General features: G+C 59.1%; 14 protein-coding genes. 9 read left to right on the top strand and 5 right to left on the bottom strand.

Features of this window, described 5'->3' with window-relative positions:
• Positions 1 to 12 precede the first annotated feature (12 nt).
• Positions 13 to 945 (bottom strand): AraC family transcriptional regulator, encoded by a 933-nt coding sequence (locus FHX06_RS13790; RefSeq protein ID WP_113210133.1) that lies wholly within the window; start codon positions 943 to 945, stop codon positions 13 to 15.
• A 120-nt stretch (positions 946 to 1,065) separates the two neighbouring features.
• Between FHX06_RS13790 and FHX06_RS13785 the strand changes: the two genes are divergently transcribed.
• The gene (locus FHX06_RS13785) at positions 1,066 to 1,404 is read left to right on the top strand and encodes a carboxymuconolactone decarboxylase family protein (RefSeq protein WP_183879666.1); all 339 of its coding nucleotides are present in this window, start codon (positions 1,066 to 1,068) and stop codon (positions 1,402 to 1,404) included.
• A 59-nt stretch (positions 1,405 to 1,463) separates the two neighbouring features.
• Complete coding sequence (gene tehA, locus FHX06_RS13780) at positions 1,464 to 2,420, top strand: dicarboxylate transporter/tellurite-resistance protein TehA (RefSeq protein WP_183879664.1); 957 nt, start codon at positions 1,464 to 1,466, stop codon at positions 2,418 to 2,420.
• Positions 2,421 to 2,434: 14 nt separating this feature from the next.
• On the opposite strand, the gene FHX06_RS13775 is transcribed toward tehA, so the two are convergent.
• From FHX06_RS13775 to treZ, 3 genes are all read right to left on the bottom strand, one after another.
• The gene (locus tag FHX06_RS13775; RefSeq protein ID WP_112969176.1) at positions 2,435 to 3,259 is read right to left on the bottom strand and encodes an endonuclease/exonuclease/phosphatase family protein; all 825 of its coding nucleotides are present in this window, start codon (positions 3,257 to 3,259) and stop codon (positions 2,435 to 2,437) included.
• 94 nt (positions 3,260 to 3,353) lie between these two features.
• A complete protein-coding gene (locus FHX06_RS13770; RefSeq protein WP_112546346.1) occupies positions 3,354 to 4,817 on the bottom strand; it encodes a phospholipase D-like domain-containing protein in 1,464 nt (487 codons plus the stop codon).
• A gap of 76 nt (positions 4,818 to 4,893) precedes the next feature.
• Positions 4,894 to 6,723 (bottom strand): malto-oligosyltrehalose trehalohydrolase, encoded by a 1,830-nt coding sequence (treZ, locus tag FHX06_RS13765; RefSeq protein ID WP_183879662.1) that lies wholly within the window; start codon positions 6,721 to 6,723, stop codon positions 4,894 to 4,896.
• A gap of 117 nt (positions 6,724 to 6,840) precedes the next feature.
• Here treZ and FHX06_RS13760 point away from each other — a divergent pair, with 117 nt between their 5' ends.
• The 7 genes from FHX06_RS13760 to FHX06_RS13730 all read left to right on the top strand — a co-directional run bounded on the left by FHX06_RS13760 (position 6,841) and on the right by FHX06_RS13730 (position 13,556).
• Complete coding sequence (locus FHX06_RS13760; protein WP_183879660.1) at positions 6,841 to 7,482, top strand: UdgX family uracil-DNA binding protein; 642 nt, start codon at positions 6,841 to 6,843, stop codon at positions 7,480 to 7,482.
• Between the two features lie 142 nt (positions 7,483 to 7,624).
• Positions 7,625 to 7,957, top strand: a complete 333-nt coding sequence (locus FHX06_RS13755; RefSeq protein WP_183879659.1) for a DUF2934 domain-containing protein — start codon at positions 7,625 to 7,627, stop codon at positions 7,955 to 7,957.
• 633 nt (positions 7,958 to 8,590) lie between these two features.
• Entirely contained in the window at positions 8,591 to 11,314 is a 2,724-nt protein-coding gene (locus FHX06_RS13750; RefSeq protein WP_183879657.1) for a response regulator, read from the top strand.
• A gap of 169 nt (positions 11,315 to 11,483) precedes the next feature.
• On the top strand, positions 11,484 to 11,798 hold the full coding sequence (locus tag FHX06_RS13745) for a plasmid stabilization protein (RefSeq protein ID WP_112969024.1): 315 nt from the start codon (positions 11,484 to 11,486) through the stop codon (positions 11,796 to 11,798).
• A gap of 66 nt (positions 11,799 to 11,864) precedes the next feature.
• The gene (locus tag FHX06_RS13740; RefSeq protein ID WP_183879654.1) at positions 11,865 to 12,155 is read left to right on the top strand and encodes a DUF3175 domain-containing protein; all 291 of its coding nucleotides are present in this window, start codon (positions 11,865 to 11,867) and stop codon (positions 12,153 to 12,155) included.
• A 16-nt stretch (positions 12,156 to 12,171) separates the two neighbouring features.
• Entirely contained in the window at positions 12,172 to 12,906 is a 735-nt protein-coding gene (locus tag FHX06_RS13735) for a glutathione S-transferase family protein (RefSeq protein WP_183879652.1), read from the top strand.
• Positions 12,907 to 12,995: 89 nt separating this feature from the next.
• Positions 12,996 to 13,556: a DJ-1/PfpI/YhbO family deglycase/protease gene (locus tag FHX06_RS13730; RefSeq protein WP_183879650.1), complete on the top strand. Its 561-nt coding sequence runs from the start codon at positions 12,996 to 12,998 to the stop codon at positions 13,554 to 13,556.
• 51 nt (positions 13,557 to 13,607) lie between these two features.
• Here the strand turns inward: FHX06_RS13730 and FHX06_RS13725 are convergent, their stop codons facing one another.
• Positions 13,608 to 14,618 (bottom strand): DNA topoisomerase IB, encoded by a 1,011-nt coding sequence (locus FHX06_RS13725; RefSeq protein WP_183879648.1) that lies wholly within the window; start codon positions 14,616 to 14,618, stop codon positions 13,608 to 13,610.
• Between the last annotated feature and the right edge of the window lie 2 nt (positions 14,619 to 14,620).

Below are 14,620 nucleotides of genomic sequence, written 5' to 3'. Positions count from 1 at the left end.
GTTCTTGCGCCATCACTGCTGCCCGGTCTGCCTTGCCTGTTCCGCAGAACGGTAGCGGGCCGGTGTTATGCCCCGTCGTGCCTTGAAAGCCTTGCCAAAGGCGGCTTCGGATTCATAACCGACCTCTGCAGCAATATCTGCAACCGTTCGCCGCGTCCGGAGCAGCAGGTCGCTCGCCAGCATCATCCTGATATCGGTCAGGAATGCGCCGACCGTCATTCCGGCGCGCTCGCGAAATTGCCGGGCGTAGGTTGCCCGCGACATGGCCGAATGGCGGGCAAGATCATCAATCGTCCAGGCAAGGGCCGGCGAGGACATTATCGCCACTGCGGATTTGCCAAGCCTGGCATCGCCAAGCAGCTGCAACAGTCCCGCCGATGCGATGGGCGAGGCCTTGCCTGCCCTTACCGCCATGATGAAGAGCGAGAGGCAGGTCGCGGTGATAATCGCCAATGCTCCCGGCTTCTCTTCAGCTGTTTCCCTGTAGAGCATGGCAACAAGCGTCTTCAGCATTTCCTCCGATTCCGCAGCGAGCGATACGTGAAAGACGTCAGGCAGGCTGTCGAGCAGCAAGGCTGCCGATCCTGGAGCGCAATCAAAATGACCGCAGAGCAGGTCGACATCGGCCTCGCCTTGACCATTTTCGCGCAAGGGCAACATACCGCCCGTCGTAACGCGCAGTGGCTGCATTTCTCCGCGTGGCCGCAAACCGATAATCGCATGCGCATCGCCGCGCGCCAGCAGCAGAAAATCGCCGGAGTGCAAGGTGATTTCACGACCGGAGCCGAGGCGAATGAGACAGTCGCCGCCCAGGATCAGATGAAACGGCAGGGTACCTGCTGCAACGGGTTCGTGATCGATATGAAACGCGCCTTGCAGTCGGCAGCGAATGTCGAGCGTTGGCTGTAGGCGGGCAAGTTCGATGAGGCGGCTTAAAACATCCATGAGACGATCGCGCTAGAAAATGACCTTCCTGAGCATTCAAAGTATCGGCTCTTGCGGTCATAGTCATTTCCAGAAGCAGAGGCAATCACGCCGGTGCTGATTTCAGATGGAGTGACTTTCATGTTGGACTGGAAGGAATATCGCAGCGAACTCTTCGGCCGGATCGGCGAACTCTCCAAGATCGCGCCCGAAACCATCAAAGGCTACCAGACCCTTTCGACGGCCGGGCAGAAGACAAATCATCTCGACGCCAAACAGCGCGAACTGATAGCTCTTGCCGTCGCTGTTACCGTTCGTTGCGATGGCTGTATCGTCGTGCATACAACCGAAGCCCAGAAGCTCGGCGCCACCAAGGATGAAATTGCCGAAGCCCTCGGCGTTGCAATTTCTGTCAATGCAGGCGCTGCTCTTGTCTATTCGGCTCGCGTCATGGACGCTGCCGACGCTATTGCTAAGTGACGACCACCTGCCCTGCCGGTGGGGCGTAGCGCCCGCCGGATTAGTCCGGAGAAACGAAAATGTTGCTGCCCCGCATACCCGCTGCATTCTTTGGCATTGTTCTCGGCGTTGTCGGGCTCGGCAACAGCTGGCGCGCTGCCTCTGCCGTCTGGCCCGTCTCGCCTGATATAGGCGAGGCGATCAGCCTGCTCGGCTTCGCCATCTGGCTGATCCTCATTCTCCTCTACGCTGCAAAATGGCTCGTCGCGCCGAAGGAGGCGATGGCCGAGCTTGAACATCCCATACAGTGCTGCTTTGTCGGGCTGATCGGTGTTGCGACCATGTTGGCAGGACTTGCCATACTTCCTTATTCGCGTATCGCGGCCGAAGCGCTGGCAATTGTCGGATTTGCCGTCACCCTGTTTTTCCTGCTGTGGCGAACCGGCCTGCTGTGGCGTGGCGGACGTGATCCGGTCACCAACACGCCGGTCCTCTATCTGCCAACGGTTGCCGGTTCCTTCGTCACCGCTATTGCGGCAGGTACGCTTGGTTATGCCGATTGGGGTCAGCTCGCCTTTGGCGCTGGGTTCTTCTCGTGGCTGGCAATCGAATCCGTGCTGCTGCACCGGCTGCTGATGGCCCCGGAACTTGCCGCGCCCTTTCGGCCAACTCTTGGCATCCAGATTGCCCCGCCTGCCGTCGGCAGTGTCGCTTATCTCAGCGTCACCGGGGGTGCGCCCGATATGTTCGTGCATGCCATGTTCGGCTACGCCATATTGCAGGTTCTGATTGTCGGCCGTCAGTTGCCCTGGATCATGCAGCAGCCCTTCGCAGGCTCATACTGGGCCTTCACCTTCGGCCTGACGGCGCTTTCGACTGCCGGCTTGCGTCTGATGGGACATGGCGACACTGGAGCGATCAGCCATCTTGCGCCGGTGATCTTCATCCTGGTCAATATCGCACTTGCGCTTATCGCGATCGGCACACTGTGGCTGCTGCTTAAAGGCAAGCTCCTTCCCGCTCCCGTCCGGGCCTGAAAGCCCGAACGATTTCAGGTCCTTGCCAGCTCCTGCTGCAGATCGACCACCGCCTTGATCGGCAGGTGGTCGGACGCCATGCGGGCGAGCGGAGTGTCATGCACCTCCACTGCGGAGATGATCCCTTTCCGGTTGGCAATGATGCGGTCAAGCGCCAGGACCGGCAAGCCGGCCGGAAAACTCGGAACGGCGGGCGGCAGCGGACCGAAGGCCATCTGAAAGGTGTGAAGAGACGAGCGGTCACCGAGCCGCCATTCGTTGAGATCGCCAAGCAGGATTGTCGGCATTTCATGACGGTCGCTGATGAGATCGACCAGCGTCTTTGCCTGTTGTGCCCGCGAATGGCGCAGCAGCCCGAAATGGGCGGCAATGATGCGCAGTTTGCCGCCAGATTCGAGCTCTATTTCCGCAACCAGTGCGCCACGGGGCTCCAGGCCCGGCAGCTTCACCTGATGCACGTCATGCACCAGGCCCTTTCGCACGAGCACCACATTGCCGTGCCAGCCATGTGCTTTCACAGCCCCTGAAATTGGAACAGGAACAAGCCCGGTATCGCGCTCCAGCCGGGCGAGATCGAGAATGCCGGTACGCTCGCCGAAGCGCGTATCGGCTTCCTGCAAGGCGATCACATCGGCATCGATCTCATGGATGACACGGCTCGTGCGTTCCGGATCGAAGCGTCGATCGGTGCCGACGCATTTATGGACATTGTAGGAGGCGATCAGCGTTCCGTCACTGCGCGGCTTCAGCCCGGCGCGCCAGGTCTCGACGCGTTTCTTCCTATTCTTGATGGAAGCGATGATACTGGCGGGGAGACTGTCTTTCTTTTTGGCTTGCATCGGAAGGAACGCCGGCTCCATTGCTCGAAAAGCTTTTTTCCCAGATTATAGGCAGCGCAATAAAACTTGCCATGCCGCAATCACGAAAACTCGTTCAAAGATACGGCGAACCCAGCCAAAGCACCTTTTCGAGAAGCCGCACCAGGAAGGGCCGCGACCACAGCCCCTCAAGCGTCACGGGCGTGGCGGACTTGATGGCATCGTCTATGCGCTCATCGATTTCGCCGGCAAAGCCCGCATTCAGTACTTCAAGATCCACCTCGAAATTCAGCCGCAGTGAGCGCGGATCGAGATTGGAGGAGCCGACATAGGCCCAGGTTCCATCGATGGAGAGCAGCTTAGAATGGCTGAAGCTGCCGGTCGAACGCCAGATGCGGCAATAATTCCTGACCATCTGGTCGAACTGCGCCGTCATCGCCCGGTCGACCAGAACGAGATTGTTGGCGGCGGGCACGACGATATCGACCTCCACGCCACGCCGGGCTGCTGTTGCCAGCGCACTGATCAGCTCCCGATCCGGCAAAAAGTAAGGCGACATGATCCGGATCGACTGGCGCGCTACGGAAAAGGCGCCCATCAGCATCTTGTGGTTCGTCTCCACGCTCCGGTCCGGCCCGGAAGCGACGACACGCATGAAGACCGGATCGCCGCGCTTGCGTTCTGGCCGATCGATGCGCCAAGCCTCCGCGTTCAGGACTTCGCCTGTCGTGAAACGCCAATCCTCAGCCGCGACGTCGAAGAGATCGGCAACCGCCGGGCCGCTGACGCTGAAATGCGTGTCGTGGGCAAAACTCCCGCCGACCGCCTCCTCGCTGAAGCCTTCGCGGATATTCATGCCGCCGGTCAACGCGGTCTTTCCATCCGCGATCAGGATCTTGCGGTGAGTGCGCAGGTTGGCATAGGGCAGCCTGAGCCCCATGATGACATTGCCGTTGAAGACATCGACGGTGACGCCCCCTTCCTTCAGGTACCCGAGAATGCTCGGCACCGAATAGCGTGCCCCGACGGCGTCGATCAGTACACGCACTTCCACGCCGCGCCTGACGGCTGCAATCAGCGCGTCGGCGATGCGCAGCCCGATCCTGTCGCGGTCGAAGATATAGGTTTCGAGCAGGATGCTGCTCTGCGCGTCATCGATTGCCGTCTTCATTGCTGCATAGGCTTCGTCGCCGTTTTCCAGCATGTCGATCGTATTGCCTGTCGTCAGCGGGTAGCGCGTAACGCGATCGCCGAGCGTCTGCAGGGCAGCAAAACGCCGGCCGAACTGGCTGATGACGGCTTCAGTCTCCGCGTCGAATTTCTCGAGCTCGTCCAGATCGGCGGCAGGCAGCAGCGCATCACGCCGAAGGCTCAGCGACTTGCGGCGGATACGGTTGATGCCGGCAATCATGTAAAGCAGCGCGCCAACGATCGGCGAGAGGATGATGACGCCCACCCAGCCGGTTGCAGCCCGGACCTCTTCCTTGGTCATGGTGGCATGGATCGCCGCCGCTGCCCCCATGGCAATCGAGATGACGAAGAGGATATGCGGCCAATAGGTCGACAGCAGCTGAAACATCGCCACAGCATATAGCCGCGAATGGCCTGCGTTCAATCAGTCCGGAGCTCGCTTACGACGCGAATTTTTCAGATGCTTAATTTGCCGGCTCAATATCTATGGCAAAGACAACCGAAAGCGGCGGCAGCGCGCCATTCTCGGCAGGCTTTGCTTCCCGGCCGTAGTGCTCGTAGATCACAGTTCCCGCGATTGACGGCAGGACCAGTGCCTGCCCTGACAAATTGGCGCGCAGCGCCAGCGTCAGGTTGGCAAACTTCCACCAGACGGCGACCGCCCCTTCTGGCGCTTCGAGCACACCGCTCTCGATGGCCCAGTTTTGCCGCAGCAGCGGCACGATATAGGTCTTGCGCAACTTCAGGAGTTCGGCGACGAAAGCCAGGCTTTTCCGACCCTCTTCGTTCTCCCGCCATTGCCAGTCGAGTTTTGAATTTTCGAAGGTCGAAGGCGCATTTGGATCAGGCAGATCGGCCACGCTTCTGCCGGCCTTCAATCCGCCGAAACCCTCGGCTTCCGCCATGCGACCCTCGCGGACTATCTTGGCGAGCTCGCCCGTGTAGTCGGTGAAGAAATAGAAGGGCCGCCTTTCCCCGTACTCCTCCCCCATGAAGAGAAAGGGAATATGAGGTGAAAGCAGGAGGATCGCGGTCAACGCGTCCAGCATCTCGGGATCGGAAAGGCTCACCAGCCGTTCGCCGAACGCACGGTTTCCGATCTGGTCGTGGTTCTGCAGGAAATCGACAAAGGCCGTCGGCGGCAGGTAGCGGCGTTCGCCAACGGGTAGCTCCAACCGATCGGTTCGATCGGGATAAATGAAGCCGTGCTGGAGCGCGAGGCGAAGCTTGTGCCAGAGCTGATCGGCGAAAGGCTTGTAGTGACCGATGATTTCGTCGGTCGCGATGATATGGGCCACATGATGAAAATCATCATTCCATTCGGCCTTGTAGGCTTTGGGAGCGCCGCTCTCGTCACGGACAAGCAGTTCCACGAGATTGCGTTGGTCTTCGACGACCAGATGAACCTGCCTGTCGGCGAAAGCAGCTTTCACTTCTTCAGCAATCGCTAAGAGCACATGCTTTCCGGAGGTATCGTGGATTTGCTCGACGGCATCGAGCCTGAGCCCGTCCAGCCGGAATTCACCGATCCAGTAGAGTGCGTTCTCGATGAAAAAGCGCCGCACCGGTTCCTGACCGAAATCGATCGCCGCACCCCAGGGCGTTTGCCGATCCTTATGGAAGAAGCCGGGCGCATATGTGTGCAGGTAATTACCCTCGGGTCCAAAATGATTGTAGACGACGTCGAGCAGCACCATGAGGCCGAGCCCATGTGCCGCGTCGATGAAAGCCTTGAAATCGCCAGGCGTCCCATAAGCGGAATGCGGCGCGTACTGCAGCACGCCGTCGTAACCCCAGCCGCGATTACCGGCAAATTGCGCCACCGGCATCACTTCGACCGCAGTGATGCCGGTTTGCGCAAGATGCTTCAGTTTCTCCGCTGCCGCCCGGAACGTACCCTCGGGTGTAAAGGCGCCGATATGGATTTCGCTGATCACGGCCTCCTCCCAGGGGCGGCCGCGCCAGCGCGAATTTTGCCATTGGTAGCTCGGATCGACGATCAGCGACGGGCCGTCCACCTTGCCAGCCTGCGCCCGCGACGCTGGATCCGGGACGGCTTTTCCATCCGGGAGGACGAACATGTACTCGTCACCGGCGACGGCTTTCGTCACAGTCGCCTCGAGCCAGCCGTCTCCAGCATCATGCATCGGAATATCCCGGCCACGATAGCGCAGCGAAATCGCATTCTCGCTCGGCGCCCAGAGACGAAAATGCGCGCTCCCGTCCGCCAGCAACTCTGCGCCCCAGCACCCGGTGCTTTCCGTGTTCGTTCCATTCTTTGAGATCTGGCTCATCCCTCACCCCGTATGGTTCCAGTCAGCACCAAATTCCTGAGGCCCCGCGTTGTTCCGAACAGGCAGGAACAATCGGTTGCGTGACCGGTTAAGAGCGGGATCCAAGAGATTGCCGCCATGAACATCGCACCGAAATTTGGCCCTGCCTTCACGCTTGAAAGCGCCGACGCCGCCAGCCTCGATCAACTTGAACATCAAGCGCAAGGCTGCACACGCTGCGAACTCTACAAGAACGCAACCCAGCTCGTCTTCGGCGAGGGATCGCAGAAGGCCGACATTATGCTCGTCGGCGAACAACCTGGCGACAAGGAGGATATTGCAGGACGCCCTTTCGTCGGCCCTGCCGGACGCCTGCTCGACATCTGCCTCGAGGAGGCCGGGCTCGAGCGCTCGCGATGCTACGTCACCAATGCGGTCAAGCACTTCAAGTTCGAGCCTCGCGGCAAGCGCCGCCTGCATTCGAAACCCAATGCGGGGGAGATCCAGCGCTGCTCCTGGTGGCTTGGCGCCGAAATCACTCTTGTGAGGCCGCATCTCGTCGTCGCACTTGGTGCGACGGCGCTTTACTCTCTTCTCGGCCCGAAGGTGAAGCTGACGCCCGAGCGCGGTCACATCCTCACGCCGGAGAACCATCCGCCGGTTCTCGTCACTATCCACCCTTCCTTCCTCCTGAGGATCCGCGATGATGAGGATATCGCGCGCCAGCGCGCGAATTTCATCGCGGATCTGCGCCACGCTGTTCAATATCAAGGCAACTAGAACGAGTTATTGCCTATAAATATTGCAACGCAAAAATATTCCCGATTTACTTGGCAAATCCACTTGAAACCGGCCCGATAGTCTGGAACCTTTTCAATAGTATCGCGTTCGGACGACGGCATGTTGTGACTGGAGATCAGCGATGGCAGAAACTCGGGATGAGTGGATACAAAAACGTGCATATGCCCTCTGGGAAGAAGAGGGACACCCGACAGGAAGGGATTCCATCCATTGGGAAAAAGCAAGGGCTGAGCATGATGCGCTCAAGGGGGTATCAAAATCTCCAAACGGCAAGGAAGTGAAACCTCGGGCGAAGCGGGCCGCGGCAGCCAAGACGCAGGCACCGGCAGCAGCCGAGATCACGGATGGTGCCGAAGCCAAGAAACCTGCCAAACGGGCGGCGGCAAGCACGAAGACGAACGGCATCATCAAACCGGCCCCAAAGCGGACGGCCGTACGCAAGTCGGCTTCCTGAAGAGAAATCTTCAGATGTTGATGAAAAAGGGCGCCTTCACGGCGCCCCTTGGCTTTTTTTGTCATAAGTTTGAATTAGTTGCGCGCTAATAAGGTCATGAAGCGCCAGCTTCTGTGCGGGGGTGACCACAAGCCGAATGAAACGTCCGTCTGGACAGCTCTTTAAAAAAGCTGCGTGCGCCCCTCGAAACGGGGAACAAGAGTATTTTCCGGCTGTTTATGGGCAAACAGGGAAGTCGTCATGACCCGCCGTTTAGCCCATCTCCTCATCATCCCTATTCCCGCGGTTTCCGGCTGCGGTTTTCCAGCTTCGGTGTGAGGGATGGAGATGTCGCTTCTTCTCATCGCTGCGGTGCTTTACATCGGTTTCGCGCTGGGACTTATCCTTTTCGTCGACAATATTGTCGGCGTTTTTTTTCGCGATCCGCGCAAACCGAGTGAGCTTCGTTCCTTTGCGCTAAGCCGCGCTTTCATTACCTCTCGAAAGCTGGATCAAGAATAACAAATATAAACGATCTCATTGAAAGTATTCGGCACCTATCCGATTAACGATATTTTCAGCTCGCTCTTTCCCTCGTGATCGACGCCTCTATTTTGCCATGGACCGGCGGATGAGGAATGAAAGCGATTTTTGATGGCACGGGTGGGGAACCGCTGGCCGGGAGGCGATAGCGAAATCGGAAATTTGTTGCGCCGGAATGGTTTGGATGCAGCCGGCGTCGGATCAGTCGAAGCATGGCCAAGTTCCCTCCGACATATTGCGGAAATGGTTGTAAATTCCCGCCAGCCGAAATTCGTCGCCTGGGGTCCCGAACTCGCTTTTATTTATAATGACGCCTATGTCGCGATTTTTCCCGAACGGCATCCCGCCGCCCTCGGAAGGCCGTTTCAGCAAGTTTGGTCGGATATCTGGCCGCAATTCGAACCGATTGTGAAGGCCACGCTAAACGGCCAGTCGCAGCTCTACAAGGAACTGCACGTTCCCATGCGGCGCGAGGGGCAGACGGAAGATACCTGGTTCACCTTCTCATACACGCCGCTGCGGGACGACGACGGCAAGGTAGCCGGCATTCTCTGCGCGACCATGGAAGTGACGGATCAGGTGCTCGCAAAGCGCCGGGAGCGCCTAGCGTTGGATGAAGCGCAGGAAAAATCCGCAACACTCGCCGTCGTCAATCGCGCCGGCTCGGCAATCACGGCCGAGCTCAATGTCGACCGCCTGACGCAGATCGCCGTCGATGCAGGAGTGGCGTTGACGGCTGCTGAGTTCGGCGCCTTTTTCTACAATGTCGATGACGGCGAAGGCGGCAGTTATATGCTTTACGCGCTGTCGGGTGTCGATCGCAAACATTTCGACAAGTTTCCGATGCCGCGCAATACCAAGGTCTTCGCACCGACTTTCGGCGGCGAAGGCGTCGTTCGATCCGACGATATCCTGCTTGATCCACGCTACGGGCAGAACGCACCCTATTCCGGGATGCCGAGCGGCCACCTTCCTGTGCGCAGCTATCTCGCCGTACCCGTAAAGTCGCGCGATGGCAGCGTCATTGGCGGCCTGTTCTTCGGCCATAGCCAGCCCGGTCGTTTTTCGGATGCCGCCGAGGCAAGCCTCATCAGCTTGGCCGGCCAGTCCGCCGTCGCAATCGACAATGCCCGGCTCATCCGCGCGGCCGGGGTCGAAATTGCCCAACGCCGTGAGGCCGAGGACCAACTACGCAAGCTGAACGAAACGCTTGAGGTCCGTGTTGCTACCGAAATTCTCGAACGCCAGCAGGCCGAGGCGGCTTTGCAGCAGGCGCAGAAGATGGAATCGATCGGCAAGCTCACTGGCGGCGTCGCGCACGACTTCAACAACCTGCTGCAGGTTATTTCGGGCAATCTCCAGCTTCTCGGCAAGGATGTGACGACCAACGGCCGAGCCAAAGAGCGTATCTCCAACGCGCTGTCCGCCGTCGAGCGCGGATCGCGGCTGGCCAGCCAGCTTCTCGCTTTCGGCCGCCGCCAGCCTTTGGAGCCAAAGGTCGTCAATATCGGTCGCCTCGTCTCTGCTATGGATGACATGCTGCGCCGCGCGCTCGGCGAGGAAATCGAGGTGGAGACCATGGTTTCCGGCGGCCTCTGGAACAGTCTTGCCGATCCGATACAGATTGAAAACGCCCTGCTGAACCTTGCGATCAATTCACGCGATGCAATGAACAGCGCGGGCAAGCTCACGGTCGAGGTTGGAAACGCCTTTCTGGACGATTCCTACAGCCGTACCCATCCGGAAGTCGCGCCTGGCCAATATGTGGTACTCGCCGTCACCGATACAGGCTCAGGCATGCCACCCGAGATCATCGAGCAGGCTTTCGAACCGTTCTTCTCAACCAAGCCGGAGGGCAAGGGCACCGGTCTCGGCCTCTCCATGGTCTACGGTTTTGCCAAGCAGTCCGGTGGCCATGTGAAGATCTATAGCGAAGTCGGCGAAGGCACGACGGTGAAGCTCTATCTTCCCCGCTCATTCCAAAGCGAGGACCGGATCGCCAACGGCGACAATGCTCCGGCGACCGGCGGCACCGAGACGGTTCTGGTCGCCGAAGACGATGAGGGTGTGCGCGCAACTGTGGTCGAGATGCTGACCGATCTCGGTTATTACGTGCTGAAAGCCAAGGACGCACAGAGCGCGCTGACCGTGATCGAGAGCGGAGCGCATATCGACCTACTCTTTACCGATGTCGTCATGCCTGGTTCGTTGAAAAGCCCGGAGCTCGCGCGCATGGCCCGCGAGCGCCTGCCCAATGTCGCAGTGCTTTATACGTCGGGCTATACCGAAAACTCGATCGTCCATGGCGGCCGCCTCGATCCCGGCCTTGAACTCCTTTCAAAGCCCTACACACGGGAAGCCTTGGCGCGGAAAGTTCGCCACGTTCTCGCCAATCAGGCGCAACGCCGCCAGACCAACCCGGTGCCCTTGCCGGGCGGCGGACAGCCCCGCGGCATCGTCCAGGCCAGGCTGAAGCTTCTGCTGGTCGAGGATGATACTTTCATCCGCATGGACACTGCCGAAATCCTGCAGGATCTCGGTTATGACGTGATCGAGGCCGACAGCGGCGAACAGGGCATCGAACTCCTGCGCGGCATCGATACGAATATAGATATCATTGTTGCCGATGTCGGCCTTCCGGGCATGTCCGGCCCGGCCTTCGCAGCGCTGGCGCGCGAAGCGTTCCCCTCGGTCGGCCTCGTCTTTGCGACCGGCAACAGCAATCTGCCGGATGCGAACCGCTTTTCCGGTTCCGTGCTGCTGCCAAAGCCCTTTACCACGTCAGCGCTCGACCGCGCAGTGAAGACCGCAGCCCGCCAGCGCCCCATCGCCTAGAGCTGCACCGCTTGGGAACCACCGAGTTCCGGATATCTTTCGAACAAGTCCTTCCGGCTCATGCTGCATGTTTCCTGATTTCGCTCTCCTCACAGCGGAGCGCGAAATCCCGGAACTTTTGAGAAAGCCAGCAGTTCAGTTTCATTCACACACGTCAGAGGAGGCAGCCATGCCGAAAGGTGACAAATCCGCCTACACGGATAAGCAGAAGAGGAAGGCCGAGCATATCGAGGAAGGCTACGAGGACCGCGGTGTTTCTCACGGGGAAGCCGAGCGCCGAGCCTGGGCAACCGTCAATAAGGAAAGTGGTGGGGGCAACAAATCCGGTTCGGGCCGAGGCAAGAAGGATACGCACGAATCCTCCGAGAAGGGCGGGCGCATCGGCGGCCACGCTTCTGCGTCCCGTTCGAAAGAAGAGCGCTCGGCATCAGCCAAAAAGGCTGCAGCCACGCGCAAACGCAACGACCAGCACGCCCACCACTAAGAGGCCAGCGATCAGAAACAAAGCGGCGGGTGCGCAGGCCTGGCATTTCTCCGAAGGATTTTTACGATGGCGAAGAAGACTAAGAAATGGTCGCAGGACGTGACCGAAAACAGTGATGCGATGGACCTCAAAGAAGGCGTTTTCAAATCCAGCAATCCGAAAAAGATAGCAGAATCACTGAAACAGTCGGCTGAAAGCAGCCAGCGGCGCAAATCGAACCCCTTCCGCTCGGCCATGTCGATGCTGACCTTCTACATCAACCGCGCCGGTGACCAGTTGACGAAGAAGCAGAAAGGCACACTTGAAAAGGCGAAGGATGAATTGCGCAAGGATTTCGGACGCGAATCCGGACACTGAGAAATCACGAGGGCAGATGGCTTACGAACTTTACTATTGGGACGGCATTCAGGGCCGTGGCGAATTCGTGCGGCTGGCCCTCGAGGAAGCGGGTGCCGAGTATATAGACATCACCCGCGAGTCGGGTCGCGGGCGCGGCACTGGCGCCATGCTTGCCATCATGCAGAGCGATGGCGAGGCGCTGCCTCCCTTTGCCCCGCCCTTCCTGAAAGATGGCGATCTCATTATCTCGCATGTCGCCAACATCCTCCTCTATCTCGGCCCCAAACTCGGGCTGGTGCCTGACGACGAAGCGTTACGCTATGTCGTAAACGGCCTGCAGCTCACCATCACCGATTTTGTGGCCGAGGTGCACGACACACACCACCCGATCGCGACCTCGCTCTATTACGAAGATCAGAAGGAAGAAGCGAAGGCCCGGTCTGCCGCCTTCATCAAGGAGCGTATTCCGAAATTCCTCGGCTATTTCGAAAAGGTGCTGAACCAGAATCCGGAAGGCTCGGACTATATTGTCGGGAATGCGCTCACTTATGTCGATCTCTCGCTGTTCCAAATCGTCGAGGGTCTCGTCTACGCCTTCCCGAAAGCGATGAGCAATTATCGCGGCAGTTATCCTCTCCTTGCGGCCCTTCGCGACAGGGTCGAACGCCGCCCCAACATAACTCACTACCTCAGATCCGATCGCCGCCTTGCCTTCAACACGGAAGGGATTTTCCGCCATTATCCGGAACTCGACATTGGCGTTTCCTGATCGGCTTCCTTGGATTTTTCGGGAACGAATAGTACCTCCGTCGGTTTTGCCTTTGATCCCGAGTTTCGACACAAAGGAACGAAGAAGTAATGCCTTCCATCAAATCCGCAGAAATCCTCATCCTCGCCACCGACGGTTACGAACGCTCTGAACTCCGCGTGCCCTTAGACGAGCTGAAGAGGCGTGGTGCCTCCGTGAAGATCGCGTCCATTAAGGAGGGTCAGATCAAGAGCTGGGACAAGACGGATTGGGGCGACACCGTACCGGTCGACTTGCAGGCCAAGGACGTAAAAATCGAAGATTTCGATGCGTTGGTCTTGCCGGGTGGCCAAATCAATCCCGACAAGCTGCGTATCGACGACAATGCCGTGAGAGTCGTCCGCGACTTCGTCGAATCCGGCAAGGTCGTTGCCGCCATCTGTCATGCGCCGTGGCTGCTGGTTGAAGTCGACGCCCTGCGTGGCCGCCAGGCTACCTCCTATTGGTCGATCAAGACCGATGTGAAAAATGCCGGAGCGACCTGGAAAGACGAGAAGGTCGTCACGGACGAGGGCATCATCACCTCCCGCTCACCCGACGATCTCGAAGCATTCGTCAATAAGATCGTCGAAGAGGTCGAGGAAGGCCGCCACGAGAAGCGCGCCGCCTGACTTATACTCCTGTTGAACTCGAAGCCCGCGGCCAGGCCGCGGGTTTTTTTGTCATTCGGGAAGCGGGTGGCGCGTCAGAAAGTCCAGCATACGGTTTTCATCTGCCCGCAGCCCCCGCAGGGGCTCGGCATCGCCGTCTTTCAACGTCTCGCTGGAACCGGACAGGGCAATGATCGACGGATGGATATAGCTGGAGCGCGAGATTGCCGGCGTATTGTGCAGCGCCTCCGCCGCAGCCTCCGACATTTCTTTCACGCTCGGTCGCCGCCCCTCGGACATGGCGCCGCGCGCCGCGCCGAAAGCTGCAAGTGAGCCCGCCCAGGTGCGGAAGGTCTTGGCCGAAATGGTGATGCCTGAAATCTCCGCGAGATAGGCATTAAGCCGACCGGAATCGATCGGCTTCAGCGCTCCGGTCTCGTCCTTCCAGACAAAGAGCTGCCGCCCCGGTAAGTCCGCAATCTCCTCCAGGATTTTCTGCAGGCGCGGATGTTTGAGGCTGCGTTGTACGCGCTTGCCGCCTTTGGCCCGGAACTTCAGCTCGATTTGGCCATCGACAATCTTCAGATGGCGCTTGAGAAGCGTCGTCGCGCCGTAGGTGCCGTTTTCCTTGACATAGGCCTGATTGCCGACGCGCAGATGGGCTTCATCAAGCAGGGTCGTCAGTGCCGCGAGTACGCCGTCGATATCGTTGGCACCGGTGTCGAGATGGCGCAGGACCGTTCGCCGGATTCTGGGCAGCGCCCTGCCGAACTCGACAAGCTGATGGAACTTGCCGGCACTTCGGAAAGACTGCCAGTCCTTGTGGTAGCGGTACTGCTTGCGCCCACGCGCGTCATAGCCCGTTGCCTGCAGGTGGCCGTTCTCGTAAATGCAGATCCAGACATTGTCATAGGCCGGTGGCAGGCCCAGCGCCTGTATGCGCGCACGCTGGAGTTCATCGGCAAGTGTCGTACCGTCCGGCAGCTGGTAGCTGAAACCCTTGCCTTTTCTTCGCCTGCGGATGCCCGGTTCGGTGTCGCTGACATAGACCAGGCCTAGCTCAGTGATGACTTCTGCATTCATTG

This window comes from Rhizobium sp. BK512, from assembly GCF_014194915.1.
GTDB lineage: Bacteria > Pseudomonadota > Alphaproteobacteria > Rhizobiales > Rhizobiaceae > Rhizobium.
Note: the sequence above shows the minus strand (reverse complement) of the source record. Positions and strands in the feature narration are given on the sequence as shown.

Coding starts and splice junctions, on each gene's coding strand:
- FHX06_RS13790 (WP_113210133.1), bottom strand. CDS start 945: ATGGATGTTTTAAGCCGCCTCATCGAACTTGCCCGCCTACAGCCAACG.
- FHX06_RS13785 (WP_183879666.1), top strand. CDS start 1,066: ATGTTGGACTGGAAGGAATATCGCAGCGAACTCTTCGGCCGGATCGGC.
- tehA (WP_183879664.1), top strand. CDS start 1,464: ATGTTGCTGCCCCGCATACCCGCTGCATTCTTTGGCATTGTTCTCGGC.
- FHX06_RS13775 (WP_112969176.1), bottom strand. CDS start 3,259: ATGCAAGCCAAAAAGAAAGACAGTCTCCCCGCCAGTATCATCGCTTCC.
- FHX06_RS13770 (WP_112546346.1), bottom strand. CDS start 4,817: ATGTTTCAGCTGCTGTCGACCTATTGGCCGCATATCCTCTTCGTCATC.
- treZ (WP_183879662.1), bottom strand. CDS start 6,723: ATGAGCCAGATCTCAAAGAATGGAACGAACACGGAAAGCACCGGGTGC.
- FHX06_RS13760 (WP_183879660.1), top strand. CDS start 6,841: ATGAACATCGCACCGAAATTTGGCCCTGCCTTCACGCTTGAAAGCGCC.
- FHX06_RS13755 (WP_183879659.1), top strand. CDS start 7,625: ATGGCAGAAACTCGGGATGAGTGGATACAAAAACGTGCATATGCCCTC.
- FHX06_RS13750 (WP_183879657.1), top strand. CDS start 8,591: ATGGCACGGGTGGGGAACCGCTGGCCGGGAGGCGATAGCGAAATCGGA.
- FHX06_RS13745 (WP_112969024.1), top strand. CDS start 11,484: ATGCCGAAAGGTGACAAATCCGCCTACACGGATAAGCAGAAGAGGAAG.
- FHX06_RS13740 (WP_183879654.1), top strand. CDS start 11,865: ATGGCGAAGAAGACTAAGAAATGGTCGCAGGACGTGACCGAAAACAGT.
- FHX06_RS13735 (WP_183879652.1), top strand. CDS start 12,172: ATGGCTTACGAACTTTACTATTGGGACGGCATTCAGGGCCGTGGCGAA.
- FHX06_RS13730 (WP_183879650.1), top strand. CDS start 12,996: ATGCCTTCCATCAAATCCGCAGAAATCCTCATCCTCGCCACCGACGGT.
- FHX06_RS13725 (WP_183879648.1), bottom strand. CDS start 14,618: ATGAATGCAGAAGTCATCACTGAGCTAGGCCTGGTCTATGTCAGCGAC.